The following is a 17,144-nucleotide window of genomic DNA, read 5'->3' as shown; positions in this document are numbered from 1 at the left end:
GTCCATGAATCAATCAATGTTCATCGTCTGGCGTGAAAGTGTCGAAGCGCTACTGGTGATCGGCATCCTCCAGGCCTGGGCCAGCCAGCAAATACAAGCCCGTCGCCTGACCCGCTACGTGTGGGCGGGCGTCACCCTGGGGTTGATGCTCTCGGGCCTGCTGGCGTTGCTGATTCTGTTTGCCGGTGACGCCATGAGCGGTTCTGCCAACGAGTGGTTCCAGGCTTCGCTGGCGCTGGTGGCCAGTGCGCTGATGGTGCAAATGGTCGGCTGGATGCACCGCAACGCACGCACGCTCAAGGCAGACCTGCACCATCGGGCCGACAGCCAACTGGCCCGTCAGGGAGGCGTGGGGCTGATGCTCCTGGCCATGCTCGCCGTCAGCCGCGAAGGCAGCGAAACCGTGGTTTTTCTGTACGGTGCCGGTGCCCGCCTGCAAGGTCCGGCGCTGGGTCTGTTTGCCGTCGGCGCAGGCGCCGGGCTGGCGCTGTCGGGGCTCACCATCGGGTTGCTGCACAGCACGCGTCGACTCATTTCGTGGCGACGGTACTTTGCCGTCAGCGAAGTCGTTTTGCTGCTGCTCGGTGCAGCGTTACTGGTCAGCGGCACCGAGCGAATCGGCGGCCAGTTGCAGGCCATGGATTTGCCGGACTGGGCCTATGGGCTGATCGGCGAAGCGCTGTGGGACAGTCGCTCAGTGCTCAATGACAGCCGTGGCCTGGGCAGTTTCCTGGCCAGCCTGACCGGTTACCGCGCAGCCCCCAGCGGCCTGACGGTGCTGGTGTTGAGCGGTTATTGGCTGGCGGTCGGCAGCTGGTTGCATCAACGCACCGCGAAGGCCGTCCCATGCCCGGGCTGAGTCGGCACAGTCGCTGGTTGCAGCGCCTGGGCGATGGCATGCGGCGCCACGCCAAGGTGATTCGCGCGGTGCAGTGGCTGGTTGTTGTGTTCTATGCGGTACTGCTGGTGCTGCCGGCGCTATTGCCGACACCGGACAGCCACGCCCGGATCATCAACAACCTGACCCTGCTCGCACAGTTTTTGTTCTGGGGTCTCTGGTGGCCGTTCGTGCTGCTGTCGATGGTGCTGTTCGGCCGGGTTTGGTGCGGTGTGTTGTGCCCGGAAGGTTCATTGAGCGAGTGGGCCAGCCAGTACGGCAAAGGCTTGGGCGTGCCGCGCTGGGTGCGCTGGGGCGGCTGGCCAACCCTGGCGTTCTGCCTGACCACCCTCTACGGGCAACTGATCAGCGTGTATGACTACGCCCAGGCCGCCCTGCTGATTTTGGGTGGTTCAACGGTCGCCGCCGTCGGTGTCGGCCTGCTGTTTGCCAGGGGCAAACGAGTCTGGTGTCGTTACCTGTGCCCGGTCAGCGGCGTCTTTTCCCTGCTTGCGCGCCTGGCCCCGGTGCACTTTCAAGTCGATGAACAGCGCTGGAAAGACAACGCCGGCCCTCGCCTTCCCCCACCCAATTGCGCGCCCTTGCTGGACATCCGCCGCCTGCAAGGCGCCAGCGACTGTCATGCCTGCGGACGTTGCAGCGGGCAACGTGACGCAGTGCAATTGATCGCCCGTTCCAGCCATCATGAAATCCTCCACGCGACGGCACGCACCCTGTCGCCGTGGGATGCGCGTTTGTTGCTGTTCGGCGTGATCGGGCTGGCGATGGGGGCGTTTCAATGGACCGTCAGCCCCTGGTTCATCGCCCTCAAGCAGTCCCTCGCGCAATGGCTGATCGGGCACGACCTGCTCTGGCCCTTGCAGGACAACGCACCCTGGTGGCTGTTGACCCACTACCCCGCACTCAATGACAGTTTCAGCTGGCTCGACGGTTTCAGCATCGTTCTGTACCTGACGGCCAGCGCATTGGTGTTGGGGGGTGGTTTGCTGATCCTGCTGCGGGCGGCGGCCCGTCTGGCCGGTGACCCGGCGCTGTACTTGCCCTTGAGCCTGACACTCACCCCCTTGGGCGCGGCCGGACTGTTTCTCGGGCTGTCGGCGACCACCGTGAAGTTGTTGCGCTATGAAGGCTTGCTGCTGGAATGGGTACAACCGGCCAGGGCCTGTTTACTGCTGGGCGCCATCGGCTGGTGTCTGTTCCTGGGCTGGAAACGCATGGCCCGCCAGGGCATTACCCTGCCTCGACGCGGCGGCGCAGGTGTTTGCCTGCTGCTGGCAAACGCATGGGTGGGGTTTGGCTGGTGGTTGCAATTCTGGGGCTGGAACTGAGGCCCCTCCAGATCGTTCCCACGCTCTGCGTGGGAATGCAGCCCGTGACGCTCCGCGTCACTGGACGCAGAGCGTCCCTTGAGGCATTCCCACGCAGAGCGTGGGAACGATCACTAACCGCGCAACACGAATTCTGGAAACAGCTCACGCAGGGCCGCCCACAATTCAACCTGATCAAACTGCAATGAAACACTCGACAGGCGCGGATCGAGCATTCGTTCGGTCCGGACCAATTGCACGGCAAAACGCTTGACCCCGCGCTCGCTCAAACGTCGGGCGAGGGTCAACAGCCGGGTGGGAGAGAGCAAGTGCCAATGCACCGTGGTGCGACACTCATAGTCGACGCCACTGGCCAGCAGATGCTCCAGACTTTTCCAGTTGGCCACGCCACTGCCCCGGACACCGGTGACCGCCAGGCAATCCTCGGCCAGCGCCTTGACGTCAAAACCGACCCAATCGGCACAGGCCACGGCCCTGGCAAACGCGTCCGGCTTGATCCCGGCACTGTGCAGGCCGATACGAAAACCCATCGCGCGCACGGTATCCATGGCCGCCAGCAATCCATCCTGCAACGTGGGTTCGCCACCGCTGAACACCACGGCATCGAGCAGGTCCTCACGGCGCTGCAGAAACGCCAACACCCGGCTCCAATCCACCTCCTCGCTGCCGCGAGGCGGGATCAATTGCGGGTTATGGCAGTAACGACAACGCCAGGCACAACCCTGGCAGAACAATACGCAGGCCAGCATGCCCGGATAGTCGAGCGTGGTCAGGGGCACCATGCCCCCGACCCTGAGCGTTCGACTCATTGGCGATCGGCCGAGGCCGCGCATTCGGTGAAGTGGACTCGCTCGCGGTGCTCGGACTGTTTACCCGGATTGAACGCCGAGACCGGGCGGTGATAGCCCATCACACGGGTCCAGACTTCACAACGTTGACGTTGGGCTTGGGGCAATGTGTGCAGTGCATTCATGGTGTAGCTCCTTGCGGTTGAGTGAAACGAAATCAATGGGTCGTGCTCAAGTGTTGCTTGCGCAACAAGGCTTCGTCGCATTTGGGGCAGAACTCGTGTTCGCCATCGAGGTAGCCGTGGACCGGGCAAATGGAGAACGTCGGGGTCACCGTCAGGTACGGCAGGCGGAAGCGCCCGAGCGCTTTACGCACCAATTGCTTACAGGCCTTGGCCGAGGAAATCCGCTCGGCCATGTACAAGTGCAACACCGTGCCGCCGGTGTATTTGCATTGCAGTTCATCCTGCAACTCCAGGGCTTCGAAGGGGTCGTCGGTAAAGCCCGCCGGCAGTTGCGAGGAGTTGGTGTAATACGGCGCCTCGCGGCTGCCGGCCTGGAGAATGTCGGGGTAACGCTTGAGGTCTTCCTTGGCAAAACGGTAAGTGGTGCCTTCGGCCGGGGTCGCTTCGAGGTTGTAGAGATGGCCGGTTTCTTCCTGGAAACGCACCAGGGTCGCGCGCACATGGTCCAGCAGTTGCAAGGCAAACGTGCGCCCCTGTTCGGTGTGCATACCCTGCTCATCACCGCTGAAGTTGCGCAGCATTTCATGCAGGCCATTAAGGCCGATGGTGGAAAAGTGATTGCGCAGGGTTCCCAGGTAGCGCTTGGTGTAAGGGTACAAACCGGCGTCCATATGGTGCTGGATCACCTTGCGCTTGACCTCCAGGCTCTCCATCGCCAGCTCCATCAACCTGTCCAGCCGCTGCAGCAAAGCGCTGGCGTTGCCTTTGAACAGGTAACCCAGGCGTGCGCAATTGATGGTCACCACGCCCAGCGATCCGGTTTGCTCGGCCGAGCCGAACAAGCCACCGCCGCGCTTGAGCAACTCGCGGACATCCAGTTGCAAACGACAACACATCGATCGCACTTGATTGGGCTGCATGTCCGAATTGAGGAAGTTCTGGAAATACGGCAGCCCGTAACGGGCGGTCATCTCGAACAGTCGGTCAGCGTTTTCGCTGTCCCAGGGAAAATCATGGGTGATGTTGTAGGTCGGGATCGGAAAGGTGAACACCCTTCCCTTGGCGTCACCCGCCTGCATCACCTCGATGTAGGCGCGGTTGAGCAAGTCCATTTCCACCTGCAGGTCACCGTAGGCAAAGGGCATTTCTTCGCCGCCGATCACCGGGATCTGCTCGCGCAAATCTTCCGGGCACACCCAGTCAAACGTCAGGTTGGTAAAGGGCGTCTGGGTGCCCCAGCGCGAGGGCACGTTCAGGTTGTAGATGAACTCCTGAATCGCCTGTCGCACTTGTTGAAAGCTCAACCCGTCCTTGCGCACGTAGGGCGCCAGGTAGGTGTCGAACGAACTGAACGCCTGGGCGCCGGCCCATTCGTTTTGCAGGGTGCCCAGGAAATTCACCATCTGCCCCAAGGCACTGCTCAAGTGCTTCGGCGGACCGGCTTCGACCCGCCCGGGCACGCCATTAAGGCCTTCGTGCAACAGCGTGCGCAGCGACCAGCCCGCGCAGTAACCGGCCAGCATATCGAGGTCGTGCACATGCAGATCCGCCTCGCGGTGGGCCTGGCCGATGGCCTCGTTGTACACCTCGTCCAGCCAGTAATTGGCGGTGACCTTGCCCGACACATTGAGCACCAGCCCACCCAGTGAATACCCCTGGTTGGCGTTGGCTTGCACCCGCCAATCCTCACGGTCCAGGTACTCGTTCATCGAAGTCGCCACCTCGACCATCGTCTTGCGGTCGCGGCGCAGACGGCCGTGCTGCTCGCGATAGACGATGTAGGCGCGCATGGCGAAGAAAAAACCGGCGTCCATCAACACCCGTTCAACCCGATCCTGGATCTGCTCGACATGCAGTCGAGCCTGTCCTTCCAGCTGGGCCAGTACCGCCTTGAGCAGCCCCTCGGCTTCGACCTCGGTGTATTCGCCCGTGGCCTTGCCCGCGGCAATCAACGCCTGGCGGATCTTGTCCGCATCGAAGGCAACCAGACTGCCATCGCGTTTGTGCAGCCGGTTGCGTCCTACACTGATCAGCGTGCTATGCATTGGAACTCCAGACACTACATATAGGTTTTAATTGGCTTGAAAACACAATATGCAGTGCAGGCTACGGACAATGGACGTTCCTGCAATTGACCGACATCAAGAATCACCGGCAAAAAAAATCGCCCGAAGGCGATTGATTAAAACCGTTGCCTGGCGGTTCGTTTCACCCTCCGCTCATGTTCATGAATCGCACCAACTGCACCGTCCCTTCGGGGTTGAAATCGTGACGCAGCGGCTTGTGGCGCAAGGCCTGTTGCACCGCGTTGATCAAGGGCTGATCGTCCAGCGGATAGCGGCGCAACAAGCCGCGCAAATCCAGCGCATCGTCCTGTCCAAGGCACAGCAGCAGCCGCCCTTCAACGGTCATTCGCACCCGGTTGCAGGTGCCACAGAAGTTGTGGCTGTTGGGCGAGATAAAACCGATCCGGGTGTCGGGATGCTGTGCCAGGCGCACATACCGCGCCGGGCCACCGCTGTTTTCCGTGCTGTCGAGCAGCGGATGACGGCTGGCAATCAGCGCCCGGACCTCGTCGCTGGAACAGAACGACTCGCCCCGGGCACGGCCGACATCGCCCAACGGCATTTCCTCGATGAAACTGATATCGATGTGCTGATCAATGGCGTATTGCACCAGTGGCAGCACTTCATCGAAGTTGCGTCCTTTCATCACCACGCAGTTGAGCTTGACCCGCTCGAACCCCGCACCACAGGCCGCCTCAATGCCAGCAAGGACCTGATCGAGATCGCCGTTGCGGGTGATCGCGAGAAACTTTTGCGGGTCCAGGCTATCGAGGCTGATGTTCATCCGCTTGACGCCGGCCTCTACCAGCGGCCGGGCCAGACGTTGCAGTTGTGAACCATTGCTGGTCATCACCAGCTCGCGCAAACCCGGCAAGGCGGCAATGTGGCGGCAGAGGTCGACGATGCCGGGGCGAATCAACGGTTCGCCCCCTGTCAGGCGGATCTTGCGCACACCCAGGCCGACGAACAGCGTCGCCAGGCGCTGCAACTCCTCCAGGGTGAGCACCTGCTGGCGCGGCAGAAACGTCATGTTTTTAGCCATGCAATACACACAGCGAAAATCACAACGGTCCGTCACCGACATCCGCAAATAGTCGATCTGCCGTCCAAACCCATCCTGCATCAGCGTGCCCATCACATTCCCCTTGATCACACACTCACTGCACCAGCGGCGAGTCGGCGCCCTGTAAGTGAATACCGCGAATATCTGCCGCACCGATCAGGGTTTGCAGGTACTGCACCAGCGCCTTTTGCCAGACACCCTGTTGCAACTGGGTGCGGATCGCCGTCGAGACCACTTCATAGGGCAAGGCCTTGCCTTCGATCCGCTGATCGACGCTGACGACGTGCCAGCCAAACCGGCTTTCCAACGGCTTGCTGGCCAAACCCGGGGCCAGGGTGAACAACTGCCGCTCCAGTTCCGGCACCGTCTGGCCTTTGCTGATCTGCCCCAGCGACCCGCCCTGGGCTTTCGACGGGCAGGCCGAGTACTTCTGCGCCAGCTCGGCGAAACTGCCCGGCAAATCCGCCAGGCGTTGCAGCAGGAGTTCAGCCTGAACGTGCGCCAGGCTGCGCGCCTCGGCATCGTCCGGCGCGCATTCGAGCAGGATGTGCCGCACCGCCAGCAACGGTGCACTGTGAAAGCGGGCACGGTTGCTGTCGTAGTAACGCTGACAGGTGGCCTCGTCACACTCGGGCACCTGCACCTCGCGCTCAAGCAACAAACGCGTGGCGGCCTCCTCTTCGTTTTCGCCAGCACCCAACTCCAGTGACAAGTCGAGCTCGGCGATGCGCTGCTGCAGCAATTCGCGGATCACCAGTGCCCGGGCGGCGTGGTACACCGCCTCTTCACGGCTGGGCGCCGGATGATATTGCAGCTCCCGGGCCATGGCCTCCGGGGTGATCGACACCTCGTTGACGCTGATGATCGGCCATTCCTGTTCACTGCTGGCGATCAGTTGCGCGGGGGCTTCGTCAGCCTGCGCGGGTTCTGGGTGTGGTGGCTCAAACATCACCGCCCCACCCACCTCGATTTCGGGCATCACCGGTTCCGCGGGGCGGGAAGAACCACAACCTCCGCTGCCACCGTTACCGCCGCCACATCCACATCCACCTGACATGATTGCCTCCTCAGATTTTCTGCCGAACGATTTGATAGCGACGTCCCAGGTACCAGACCGGCGCACTGATGATGTGTACCAGACGGGTGAACGGGAACAGCACGAACAGGGTCAGGCCGAGCAGCACGTGCAGCTTGTAGACCAGGCCAACCGGTGCCATCGCCGTCGCGGCTTCCACCGGACGCAAGAGCACGGTGTTCTGTGCCCAGTCCGCGAGCATCACCATCACCGAGCCGTCCATGTGTTCAGTGGACGCCACGATGGTCAGCAAGCCGAGCACCAACTGCGCCAGCAGCACCAGCAACACCAGGATGTCCGAGGTGCTGGACGTGGCGCGCACGCGCGGGTCGCTCAGGCGCCGTTTCACCAGCATCAGCAAACCGACCAGGCACAACAGGCCGAAAAAGCCGCCGGAGACCATCGCCAGCAATTGCTTGTGCTCGGTGCTGATCACATGGTGATAGACCGACGCCGGGGTCAGCAGGCCGACGAAGTGTCCGGCCAGCACAAACAGCACACCGATGTGGAAAAAATTGCTCGCCACGCGCATCCCGCGATTGTTCAGCATCTGGCTGGAGCCAGCCTTCCAGGTGTACTGCGAAAGATCGAAGCGTGCCCAACTGCCCAGCAGACAGATCGCCAGCGCGACATAGGGATAAACCCCGAACAACAACAGGTTCCACTTAGACATTGCGTACCTCCGCGGCGGGCACGCTGGCCACGCCTTCATGCTGAAAATCGACCCAGTGCAGCGGTACCGCGCTTTCTTCCCGGGCCTTGCCCGGCGCACTTGGCTGCGAGCCACAACGGTCTTGCTGTTCGGCCTGGAGGAAGTCCACCGCCTCCTCTTCCCACACCTTGTCCAGCGCCTCCAGCGAGTCATCCCTGGATTCGGCGGCGACCTGCGCACGCAATTGCGCGACCGCCTCCTGCGGTTCGGCGCCGGCAATTTGCAGCAGTGCCCGGAAGCAACTGGCGTACGCGCTTTCGCGCTCCTCCAGACGGGCCGCCAGCAACGCCAACAGGTGCGAAACATCGGCCAACCCTTCGCGGGCTTCGAGGTCGTCACGGGTGGACAGGAACTCCAGGTACAGCGGGATATAGTCCGGCAGCTCTTTGACGCCGATGGCAAAACCGGCGGCTTCGTACTGCGCCATCATGTCGACCATCGCCTGGCCACGGTCGCGGGACTCACCGTGGACATGCTCGAACAGCAGCAGTGACAGCGAGCGACCGCGACCGAACAAGGCACCGTAGTGCTCCTGTCCGTCCATGAGGTCGTTGCCGCAAATCAGCTCCATCAATTCGAACAACGCCCCCCGTTGCCGAGGGCTGATTTCCCGTGACTGGTGGATGGCCTGCTCGAGTTCATCGCGACCGAAAACCAGGCTTTGGGTCGGGTAATCGAGCAGCAACGAAATAACCTTGAGAATGCGCATGCTCATTCCTCCCACAACTGCACGGTTTTCAGGATGTCGCGGCGGTTGGCCTTCTTCGCCCCGAACATGTTGGTGTCGGAACTGCCGCTGCAACCGCTGCCGAAACTGAAGCCGCAACCGGAACGCTCGGCGAACGCGTCGCTCATGGCGTCTTCCCGGTGTGCGCTAGGCACCACAAAACGGTCTTCATAGTTGGCGATCGCCAGGTAGCGGTACATCTCCTCGACCTGATTCACGCTCAGCCCGACATCCTTGAGCACTTGCAGGTCTTGAACCCCGTCCACCTGTTCGGAGCGCTTGTAGGCACGCATCGCCAGCATGCGTTTGAGCGCACGCTTGACCGGTTTGACATCACCGGCAGTCAGCATGTTGGCCAGGTAACGCAGGGGAATGCGCAGGCTGTCGACATCCGGGATGACGCCGTTCATGCCCACGGTGCCGGCGGCCGCCGCGTTCTGGATCGGCGACAGTGGCGGTACATACCAGACCATTGGCAGGGTGCGGTATTCAGGGTGCAATGGCAGCGCGAGCTTCCAGTCCACGGCCATTTTGTAGACCGGCGAACGCTGCGCCGAGTCGATCACCGACTGCGGCACACCGTCGGCCAGCGCCTGGCGAATCACGGCCGGGTCGTTAGGGTCGAGGAAGATCTCCAGCTGCTTCTCGTAGAGGTCCTGCTCATTGGCGGTGCTGGCCACTTCGCTGATGCGGTCGGCGTCATACAACAGCACACCGAGGTAACGGATGCGCCCGACACAGGTTTCCGCGCAGACCGTCGGCATCCCGGCTTCAATACGCGGGTAGCAGAAAATGCACTTCTCGGACTTGCCGCTTTTCCAGTTGAAATAGATCTTCTTGTACGGGCAGCCACTGATGCACATCCGCCAGCCGCGGCACTTCTCCTGGTCGATCAGGACAATCCCGTCTTCCTCACGCTTGTAGATCGCCCCGCTCGGGCAGGACGCCGCGCACGCCGGGTTCAAGCAGTGCTCACACAGGCGCGGCAAATACATCATGAAGGTGTTTTCGTATTCGCCGTAAATGTCCGCCTGGATCTTGTCGAAGTTCTTGTCCTTGCGCCGCTTGGCAAACTCGGTGCCGAGGATTTCCTCCCAGTTCGGGCCCCACTCGATTTTCTCCATGCGCTTGCCGGAAACCAGCGAACGCGGGCGTGCGGTGGGCTGGTGCTCACCCAGCGGCGCGGTGTGCAAGTGCTGATAATCGAAGTCGAAGGGTTCGTAATAGTCGTCGAGACTCGGCAGGTCCGGGTTGGCAAAAATATTCGCCAACACGCGGAATTTGCCGCCGATGCGCGGGTTGATCGTGCCGTTGGCATTGCGAACCCAGCCGCCCTTCCACTTGTCCTGGTTTTCCCATTCTTTCGGGTAGCCGATGCCGGGTTTGCTTTCAACGTTGTTGAACCAGGCGTATTCCATGCCTTCACGGCTGGTCCAGACGTTCTTGCAGGTGATCGAGCACGTGTGGCACCCGATGCATTTGTCGAGGTTCAGCACCATGCCGATTTGTGAACGAATTTTCATGACAACTCCTCAATCCATCTCGGTCGGCAGGGGACGCGGCAGATCATCGCCGGTCGAACCATCGAGCCAGTCGACTTTGGCCATCTTGCGCACCACGACGAACTCGTCGCGGTTGCAACCGACCGTGCCGTAATAGTTGAAACCGTAGGCTTGCTGGGCATAGCCGCCGATCATGTGGGTCGGCTTGAGCACCACCCGGGTGACCGAGTTGTGATGGCCGCCACGGGTCTTGGTGGTTTCCGAACCCGGCACGTTCACGATCCGTTCCTGGGCGTGGTACATCATCACCATGCCTTCCTTGACCCGCTGACTGACCACCGCCCGGGCCGTCAGGGCACCGTTGACGTTGAAGCATTCGATCCAGTCGTTGTCCTCGATACCGGCGCGTTTTGCGTCGATTTCCGAGAGCCAGACAATCGGTCCGCCACGGCTCAGCGTGAGCATCAGCAGGTTGTCGCTGTAGGTGCTGTGGATGCCCCATTTCTGGTGCGGCGTGATCCAGTTCAGGACGATTTCGGTTTCGCCATTGCTGCGCTTGCCCTTCACCCCTTCGATGGTCCGCGTGTTGACGGGTGGGCGGTAACTCATCAGTTGCTCGCCGAACGCCTGCATCCACGGGTGATCCTGGTAGAACTGCTGGCGGCCGGTGATGGTGCGCCATGGAATCGCTTCATGAACGTTGGTGTAGCCGGCGTTATAGCTGACGTGATCGTCTTCCAGGCCTGACCAGGTCGGGCTGGAAATGATCTTGCGTGGCTGCGCCTGAATATCGCGGAAGCGAATCGCCTCGTGCGCCTTGGGCAGTGCCAGGTGGCTGTGGTCGATGCCGGTGAATTCCGACAGTGCGGCCCACGCCTTGACGGCAACATGGCCATTGGTTTCAGGGGCCAGGGACAGAATCACCTCGGCCGCATCGATGGCTGTTTCAATTTTCGGCCGCCCTTGGCTGATCCCGGGCTCGCGTTCGCGGTAATTGAGTTCGCCCAGGAATTTCACTTCTTCCTCGGTGTTCCAGTTGATGCCCTTGCCGCCGTTGCCATGCTTCTCCAGCAAAGGCCCCAAGGAGGTGAACTGCTTGTAGATGTTCGGGTAGTCGCGCTCCACCACTTGCAGGTTCGGTGCGTTTTTGCCGGGTTGCGGCGCCACGCCCTCACTTTTCCAGTCCGTACCGCCGAAAGGCTGGGCCAGTTCGCCGACGCTGTCATGCATCAACGGCACGGTGACCAGGTCCTGCTCGACACCCAGGTGACCGACCGCCATCTCGGAAAACGACTTGGCGATGCCCTTGTAGATTTCCCAGTCGGAACGCGATTCCCAGGCCGGGTCAATGGCCGCCGACAACGGGTGAATGAAGGGGTGCATGTCCGAGGTGTTCATGTCGTCTTTTTCGTACCACGTGGCCGTCGGCAACACGATGTCGGAATAGACGCAGGTCGAAGACATGCGGAAGTCCAGCGTGGTGACCAGGTCGAGCTTGCCGATGGCGCCCTCGTCTACCCACTCGGCTTCGGTCGGTTTGCAGTCGCCGACCTTGCCGATGTCCTCGTTCATCACCCCGTTCTTGGTGCCCAGCAAGTACTTGAGCATGTACTCATGGCCCTTGCCCGACGACCCCAACAGGTTGGAGCGCCAGATGAACATGTTGCGCGGGAAGTTGACCGGGCTGTCGGGCTGTTCGCAGGAAAAACGCAGCGAACCTTCGTGCAACGACTTGACCACGTAGTCTTTGGGCGCCATGCCGGCCGCAGCAGCGTCACGGCAAATGTGCAGCGGGTTGGTGTTCAATTGTGGCGCGCTCGGCAACCAGCCAGCACGTTCGGCGCGGATGTTGTAGTCCAGCGCATGCTCGGGGAACTGGCTCTTGTCTGCCAGCGGCGAGAGCACGTCGTGCATGCTCATCTTCTCGTGGCGCCACTGGGAACTGTGGGCGTAGAAGAAGCTGGTGCCGTTCATCTGGCGTGGCGGACGGCTCCAGTCCAGGCCGAACGCCAGGGGCAGCCAGCCGCATTGCGGACGGAGTTTTTCCTGGCCCACGTAGTGCGCCCAGCCACCACCGGTCTGGCCGACGCAACCGCAGAGCATGAGCATGTTGATCAGCCCGCGGTAGTTCATGTCCATGTGGTACCAGTGGTTCATCGCCGCACCGACGATGATCATCGAGCGACCACGGGTCTTGTCGGCGTTGTCGGCAAACTCACGGGCAATCTGGATCGCCTTCTCACGGCTCACGCCAGTGATCTGCTCTTGCCAGGCCGGGGTGCCGGGCACATTGGCGTCGTTGTAGTCCTTGGCCACGTTGGCGCCGCCCAGGCCGCGATCGATGGCCAGGTTGGCGGCCGACAGGTCGAACACGGTGGCCACTTTGGCTTGGCTGCCATCCGCCAGGGTCAGGCTGCGCACCGGCACACGACGGTACTGCACGGCATCGCCGGCGACGTGCTGGAAGTATTCCTGGGATTCACCGGCGAAGTACGGGAACGCCACTTCCGTGACCTCACCACCGATCAGGCTCAGGGTCAGATCGACTTCACGGCCCTCGCCGCCTTCACGGGCCTGGATGTTCCACTTGCCCTGCTCGCCCCAGCGATAACCGATCGAGCCTAGCGGCGAGACCAGTTCGCCGCTGGCGTCGAGGGCGATGGTTTTCCATTCCGGGTTGTTTTCCTGGCCGAGGTTGTCGGTCAGGTCCGAGGCCCGCAAGAAGCGATCCGGTTGATAGCCGGCGCCCGGCGCGACACCGAGCATCGGTTTGAGCAGCACCAGCACCGGCAGGTCGGTGAAGCGTTTGGCGTAATCGGTGAAATAGGCGCTCGGCTTGTCCAGGTGGAATTCTTTGAAGATCACATGGTTGAACGCTTGAGCCAGTGCCGCGTCGGTGCCCTGCTTGGGGTTGAGCCACAGGTCGGTGAGCTTGGCCACTTCCGAATAGTCGGGGGTGATGGCCACGGTCTTGGTGCCCTTGTAGCGAACTTCGGTGAAGAAATGCGCGTCGGGGGTACGGGTCTGCGGAACGTTGGAGCCCCAGGCAATGATGTAGTTGGAGTTGTACCAGTCAGCCGATTCCGGCACGTCGGTCTGCTCGCCCCAGACCATCGGCGAGGCCGGTGGCAAGTCGCAGTACCAGTCGTAGAAACTCAGGCAGGCGCCACCGATCAGCGACAGGTAACGGGCGCCTGCGGCGTAGCTGACCATCGACATGGCCGGAATCGGCGAGAAGCCCACCACACGGTCAGGACCGTATTGCTTGATGGTGTAGACGTTGGCCGCGGCAATGATCTCGTTGACTTCCTCCCAGCTGGAACGGATGAAGCCACCCATGCCGCGCTTGCTCTTGTAGGAGTCGGCCTTGGCCTTGTTCTCGACAATGCTGGCCCAGGCTTCGACCGGCGCCAGCTTCAGACGCGCCTCGCGCCACAACTTGAGCAGTGGCTTGCGGATTTTCGGGTACTTGAGCCGGTTGGCGCTGTAGATGTACCAGCTGTAACTGGCCCCGCGCGGACAGCCGCGTGGCTCATGATTGGGCAGGTCGTTGCGGGTACGCGGGTAATCGGTCTGCTGGGTTTCCCAAGTGATCAGGCCGTTCTTCACGTAAATCTTCCACGAGCACGAACCGGTGCAGTTCACCCCGTGGGTGGAGCGCACGATCTTGTCGTACTGCCAGCGCGAGCGGTAGACATTCTCCCAGTCGCGGGACTCCTTGCGGGTCTCCCCGTGCCCCTCGGAAAACTCGCTTTGCTTGCGATTGAAAAACCGCAGTTGATCCAACAAATGACTCATGGTGCTTTCCTCTCAGGCTTGCTGCGGGGTTCTATGCCCCGCCCGTGCAAGGTTTGGATTCGGTTTCTGTCAGCAGGGCGTCGCAGCACCTTTTCGGGCGTACCACCACCAGGTCACCACAATGCAACTCAGGTAAAAGCCGACGAACATGTAGAAGGCCATCTCCGGGCCGCCGGTCTGGGCCATGGATGTGCCGAAGGATTTGGGAATGAAGAACGCCCCGAAGGCGCCCATGGCCGAGCTGAAGCCCAGGACGGCGGCCGACTCTTTGCCAGCATTTTTCAGGGCCTGTTCACGGACCTCCGGCGCCTTCCCGGCAGCCGCTTTTTCATGCAGGGTGCGGAAGATCACCGGGATCATGCGGAACGTGGAGCCGTTGCCCACGCCAGTGGTGATGAACAGCAGCATGAACATGCCGAGGTAGCCGTAGAAGTTGCCGCCGGTGCCGTTCTGCGGCAGGAAGTGCAGGACGCCGAAGACCATCACAATCATCAGCACGAAGTTCCACAGGGTGACCCGCGCACCGCCGAGCTTGTCCGCCAGCCAACCGCCCAATGGCCGCACCAGTGCGCCTACCAACGGGCCGAGGAAGGCAAATTTCAGCGCAACTACTTCGGGAAACGCGGTCTTGATCAGCAACGGAAAGGCTGCGGAGAAACCAATGAACGAACCGAAAGTGGCCAGGTACAACCAGCACATCAGCCAGTTGTGCTTGCGCTTGAAAATCACTGCCTGCTCGCTGAACGAGGCCCGTGCGCTGGACAAATCGTTCATGCAGAACCAGGCCAGCAAGGTCACCGCAATGATGAAGGGCACCCAGATGAAGCCCGCGTTCTGCAGCCACAGCTGACTGCCGTCTTCGAGTGTTTGCGGCTGGCCGCCGAGGACGCCGAACACCCCGAAGGTGATCACCAGCGGCACACTGAACTGCATGACCGAAACCCCCAGGTTGCCCAGGCCGGCGTTCAGGCCCAGGGCCGTGCCCTGCTGGGATTTAGGGTAGAAAAAGCTGATGTTGGACATGCTCGACGCGAAGTTGCCGCCGCCGAAACCGCACAGCAATGCAATCCACACAAACACGCTGTAAGACGTGCTCGGGTCCTGCACGGCAAACCCCATCCACAACGCCGGCAGCACCAGCGAAGCCGTGCTCAGGGCGGTCCAGCGGCGGCCGCCGAAAATCGGCACCATGAACGAGTAGAAAATCCGCAGGGTCGCACCGGACAACCCCGGCAACGCGGCCAGCCAGAACAACTGGTCAGTGGTGAAACTGAAACCGATGGCGTTCAGGCGCACGATCACCGTGCTCCAGACCATCCACACGGCAAACGCCAGCAGCAGTGCGGGAATGGAAATCCACAGGTTGCGCGTCGCCGTCTGTTTACCGCTACGGCCCCAGAACTCGGGATCTTCCGGGCGCCAGTCATGAATGACCGGCCCCTTGTCAGGCTTTTGCAGTACGGACATGGTTGTCTCCTTGAGCAATGCTGGAAATCTGAGTCGCGTTTGCCACGAGCGGCTTGCCGAGCAGCGGGCGGCGGCGTATTTCGCTGAAGTACATCCAGGCCAGGGACACCCAGACCACGCCGTACAACAACATGAAGCAGGAGGAGCGCACGCCGGTCAGGTCCATCAGCGCGCCGAACAGAATGGGCAGGACAAAGCCGCCCAAACCACCGGCCAGGCCGACGATGCCGGACACCGCGCCCATGTTTTTCGGGTAGTCGTTGGCGATGTATTTGAAGACCGAGGCCTTGCCGAACGCGAAGGCGATGCCCATGACGAACAGCAGCACGGTGAACAGCGCGGGATTGAGGCCGATGTGGAAATCCAGCGGGCCGTTGACGGTTTGCACTTGCAGTTGGGTCTGCGGATAGGACAGCAGGAACAGGCAGATCCAGCTCACCCACAACACCCACCAGGTCACGCTTTGCGCGCCCCAACGATCGGACATCCAGCCACCGACGGCGCGCAGCACGCCGCCCGGCAAGGAGAAGCAGGCGGCCAACAGCGCAGCGCTTTGCAGGCTGAAACCGTATTCCTGCACGTAGTAGCGCGTCATCCACAGCGCCAGGGCGACATAGCCACCGAAGACGATCGAGTAGTACTGGCAATAGCGCCACACCGCCGGGTCTTTCAGTGCGCCAAGCTGCTGGCGAAGACTCGCGCCCGAGGCACTGCGATGCTGCTTGTTGTCTGAACTGAGGAACCAGAACAGCAGCGCAGTGATAAACAGAATTGCGCTGAAGACTTTCGGCACCAGTTGCCAGCTACCGGCGGCAATCAGTGCCGGGGCGAGAAACTTGGTGACGGCGGCCCCGGCATTCCCCGCGCCGAAGATGCCCATGGCAAAGCCTTGGTTGTCCTGGTCGAACCACTTGGCGACGTAGGCAATACCGACGGAAAACGAGCCCCCGGCCAGGCCGACGAACAGGCCCAGGACCAGGAACTGCCAGTACGCCGTGGCATGGCTGATCAGGTACAGCGGCAACACGCAGGACAGCATCAGCAGGAAAAACACGATGCGCCCGCCGAAGCGGTCGGTCAAAAGGCCCAGTGGCAAGCGTGCCAGCGAGCCGGTCAGCACCGGGGTGGCGGCCAACAGGCCGAACTGGGTTTCGTTGAGCTGGAGCAACTCCTTGATGGGCACGCCGAGCACGGCAAACATCATCCACACCATGAAGCACACGGTGAAAGCCAGCGTGCTCATGCCCAGCACCAGGCCTTGTCGTACACGCGGTTGAGTCATCTCGCTCTCCAGTCAATTAGCCATGACGGCAGACTAGAGAGGCCAACCCCGCAAAAACTTGATCCGGATCAACGAAGCCCCGAGGCCCACAAGCCTATGCTTGCGCAGCCTACCTCCAAGGAGGTAGTGCGCAAAAACCTGTAAACCCTTTGTTTATCAGCATCTTGCCGTTTCACTTCAACGGCGTTGCTGGCACCGATCGGTCGACAACTCTTTAGAGGTAGTGCGCCGGGTTCGGCGGCAAAACCGTCAA

At 61.5% G+C, this 17,144-nt stretch carries 13 protein-coding genes; 2 read left to right on the top strand and 11 right to left on the bottom strand.

What is annotated here, in order from left to right:
• The first annotated feature begins 4 nt into the window (after positions 1-4).
• Both LOY55_RS11510 and LOY55_RS11505 read left to right on the top strand, forming a co-directional pair.
• The gene (locus LOY55_RS11510) at positions 5-859 is read left to right on the top strand and encodes an FTR1 family protein (protein WP_223523375.1); all 855 of its coding nucleotides are present in this window, start codon (positions 5-7) and stop codon (positions 857-859) included.
• The gene (locus tag LOY55_RS11505) at positions 847-2,226 is read left to right on the top strand and encodes a 4Fe-4S binding protein (protein WP_223523377.1); all 1,380 of its coding nucleotides are present in this window, start codon (positions 847-849) and stop codon (positions 2,224-2,226) included. Before LOY55_RS11510 ends, LOY55_RS11505 begins: the two co-directional genes overlap by 13 nt.
• 113 nt (positions 2,227-2,339) lie before the next feature.
• Here LOY55_RS11505 and LOY55_RS11500 read toward each other — a convergent pair whose 3' ends face one another.
• From LOY55_RS11500 to LOY55_RS11450, 11 genes are all read right to left on the bottom strand, one after another.
• The gene (locus LOY55_RS11500; protein ID WP_223523378.1) at positions 2,340-3,035 is read right to left on the bottom strand and encodes an anaerobic ribonucleoside-triphosphate reductase activating protein; all 696 of its coding nucleotides are present in this window, start codon (positions 3,033-3,035) and stop codon (positions 2,340-2,342) included.
• Positions 3,032-3,199, bottom strand: a complete 168-nt coding sequence (nrdD, locus tag LOY55_RS11495; protein ID WP_046028058.1) for an anaerobic ribonucleoside-triphosphate reductase — start codon at positions 3,197-3,199, stop codon at positions 3,032-3,034. The genes LOY55_RS11500 and nrdD overlap by 4 nt, the downstream gene beginning before the upstream one ends.
• A gap of 32 nt (positions 3,200-3,231) precedes the next feature.
• Positions 3,232-5,244 carry a ribonucleoside triphosphate reductase gene (locus LOY55_RS11490; protein WP_046028059.1) on the bottom strand — a complete coding sequence of 671 codons (2,013 nt, stop codon included), beginning with the start codon at positions 5,242-5,244 and terminating at the stop codon, positions 3,232-3,234.
• Between the two features lie 163 nt (positions 5,245-5,407).
• Positions 5,408-6,400 (bottom strand): GTP 3',8-cyclase MoaA, encoded by a 993-nt coding sequence (moaA, locus tag LOY55_RS11485; protein WP_109787011.1) that lies wholly within the window; start codon positions 6,398-6,400, stop codon positions 5,408-5,410.
• Positions 6,401-6,422: 22 nt separating this feature from the next.
• The gene (locus LOY55_RS11480; RefSeq protein WP_223523380.1) at positions 6,423-7,385 is read right to left on the bottom strand and encodes a peptidylprolyl isomerase; all 963 of its coding nucleotides are present in this window, start codon (positions 7,383-7,385) and stop codon (positions 6,423-6,425) included.
• Between the two features lie 10 nt (positions 7,386-7,395).
• Positions 7,396-8,076: a respiratory nitrate reductase subunit gamma gene (gene narI, locus LOY55_RS11475; RefSeq protein ID WP_046028062.1), complete on the bottom strand. Its 681-nt coding sequence runs from the start codon at positions 8,074-8,076 to the stop codon at positions 7,396-7,398.
• On the bottom strand, positions 8,069-8,824 hold the full coding sequence (gene narJ / locus LOY55_RS11470; protein ID WP_109787012.1) for a nitrate reductase molybdenum cofactor assembly chaperone: 756 nt from the start codon (positions 8,822-8,824) through the stop codon (positions 8,069-8,071). The genes narI and narJ overlap by 8 nt, the downstream gene beginning before the upstream one ends.
• A gap of 2 nt (positions 8,825-8,826) precedes the next feature.
• A complete protein-coding gene (narH, locus tag LOY55_RS11465) occupies positions 8,827-10,365 on the bottom strand; it encodes a nitrate reductase subunit beta (protein ID WP_046028064.1) in 1,539 nt (512 codons plus the stop codon).
• A 9-nt stretch (positions 10,366-10,374) separates the two neighbouring features.
• Entirely contained in the window at positions 10,375-14,142 is a 3,768-nt protein-coding gene (locus LOY55_RS11460; protein ID WP_046028065.1) for a nitrate reductase subunit alpha, read from the bottom strand.
• A gap of 69 nt (positions 14,143-14,211) precedes the next feature.
• Positions 14,212-15,609 carry a NarK family nitrate/nitrite MFS transporter gene (locus tag LOY55_RS11455; RefSeq protein ID WP_046028069.1) on the bottom strand — a complete coding sequence of 466 codons (1,398 nt, stop codon included), beginning with the start codon at positions 15,607-15,609 and terminating at the stop codon, positions 14,212-14,214.
• A complete protein-coding gene (locus LOY55_RS11450; protein ID WP_046028070.1) occupies positions 15,587-16,891 on the bottom strand; it encodes a nitrate/nitrite transporter in 1,305 nt (434 codons plus the stop codon). The genes LOY55_RS11455 and LOY55_RS11450 overlap by 23 nt, the downstream gene beginning before the upstream one ends.
• Between the last annotated feature and the right edge of the window lie 253 nt (positions 16,892-17,144).

This window comes from Pseudomonas sp. B21-040 (assembly GCF_024748695.1).
Lineage (GTDB): Bacteria > Pseudomonadota > Gammaproteobacteria > Pseudomonadales > Pseudomonadaceae > Aquipseudomonas.
This window is presented reverse-complemented; position numbering and strand designations above follow the sequence as displayed.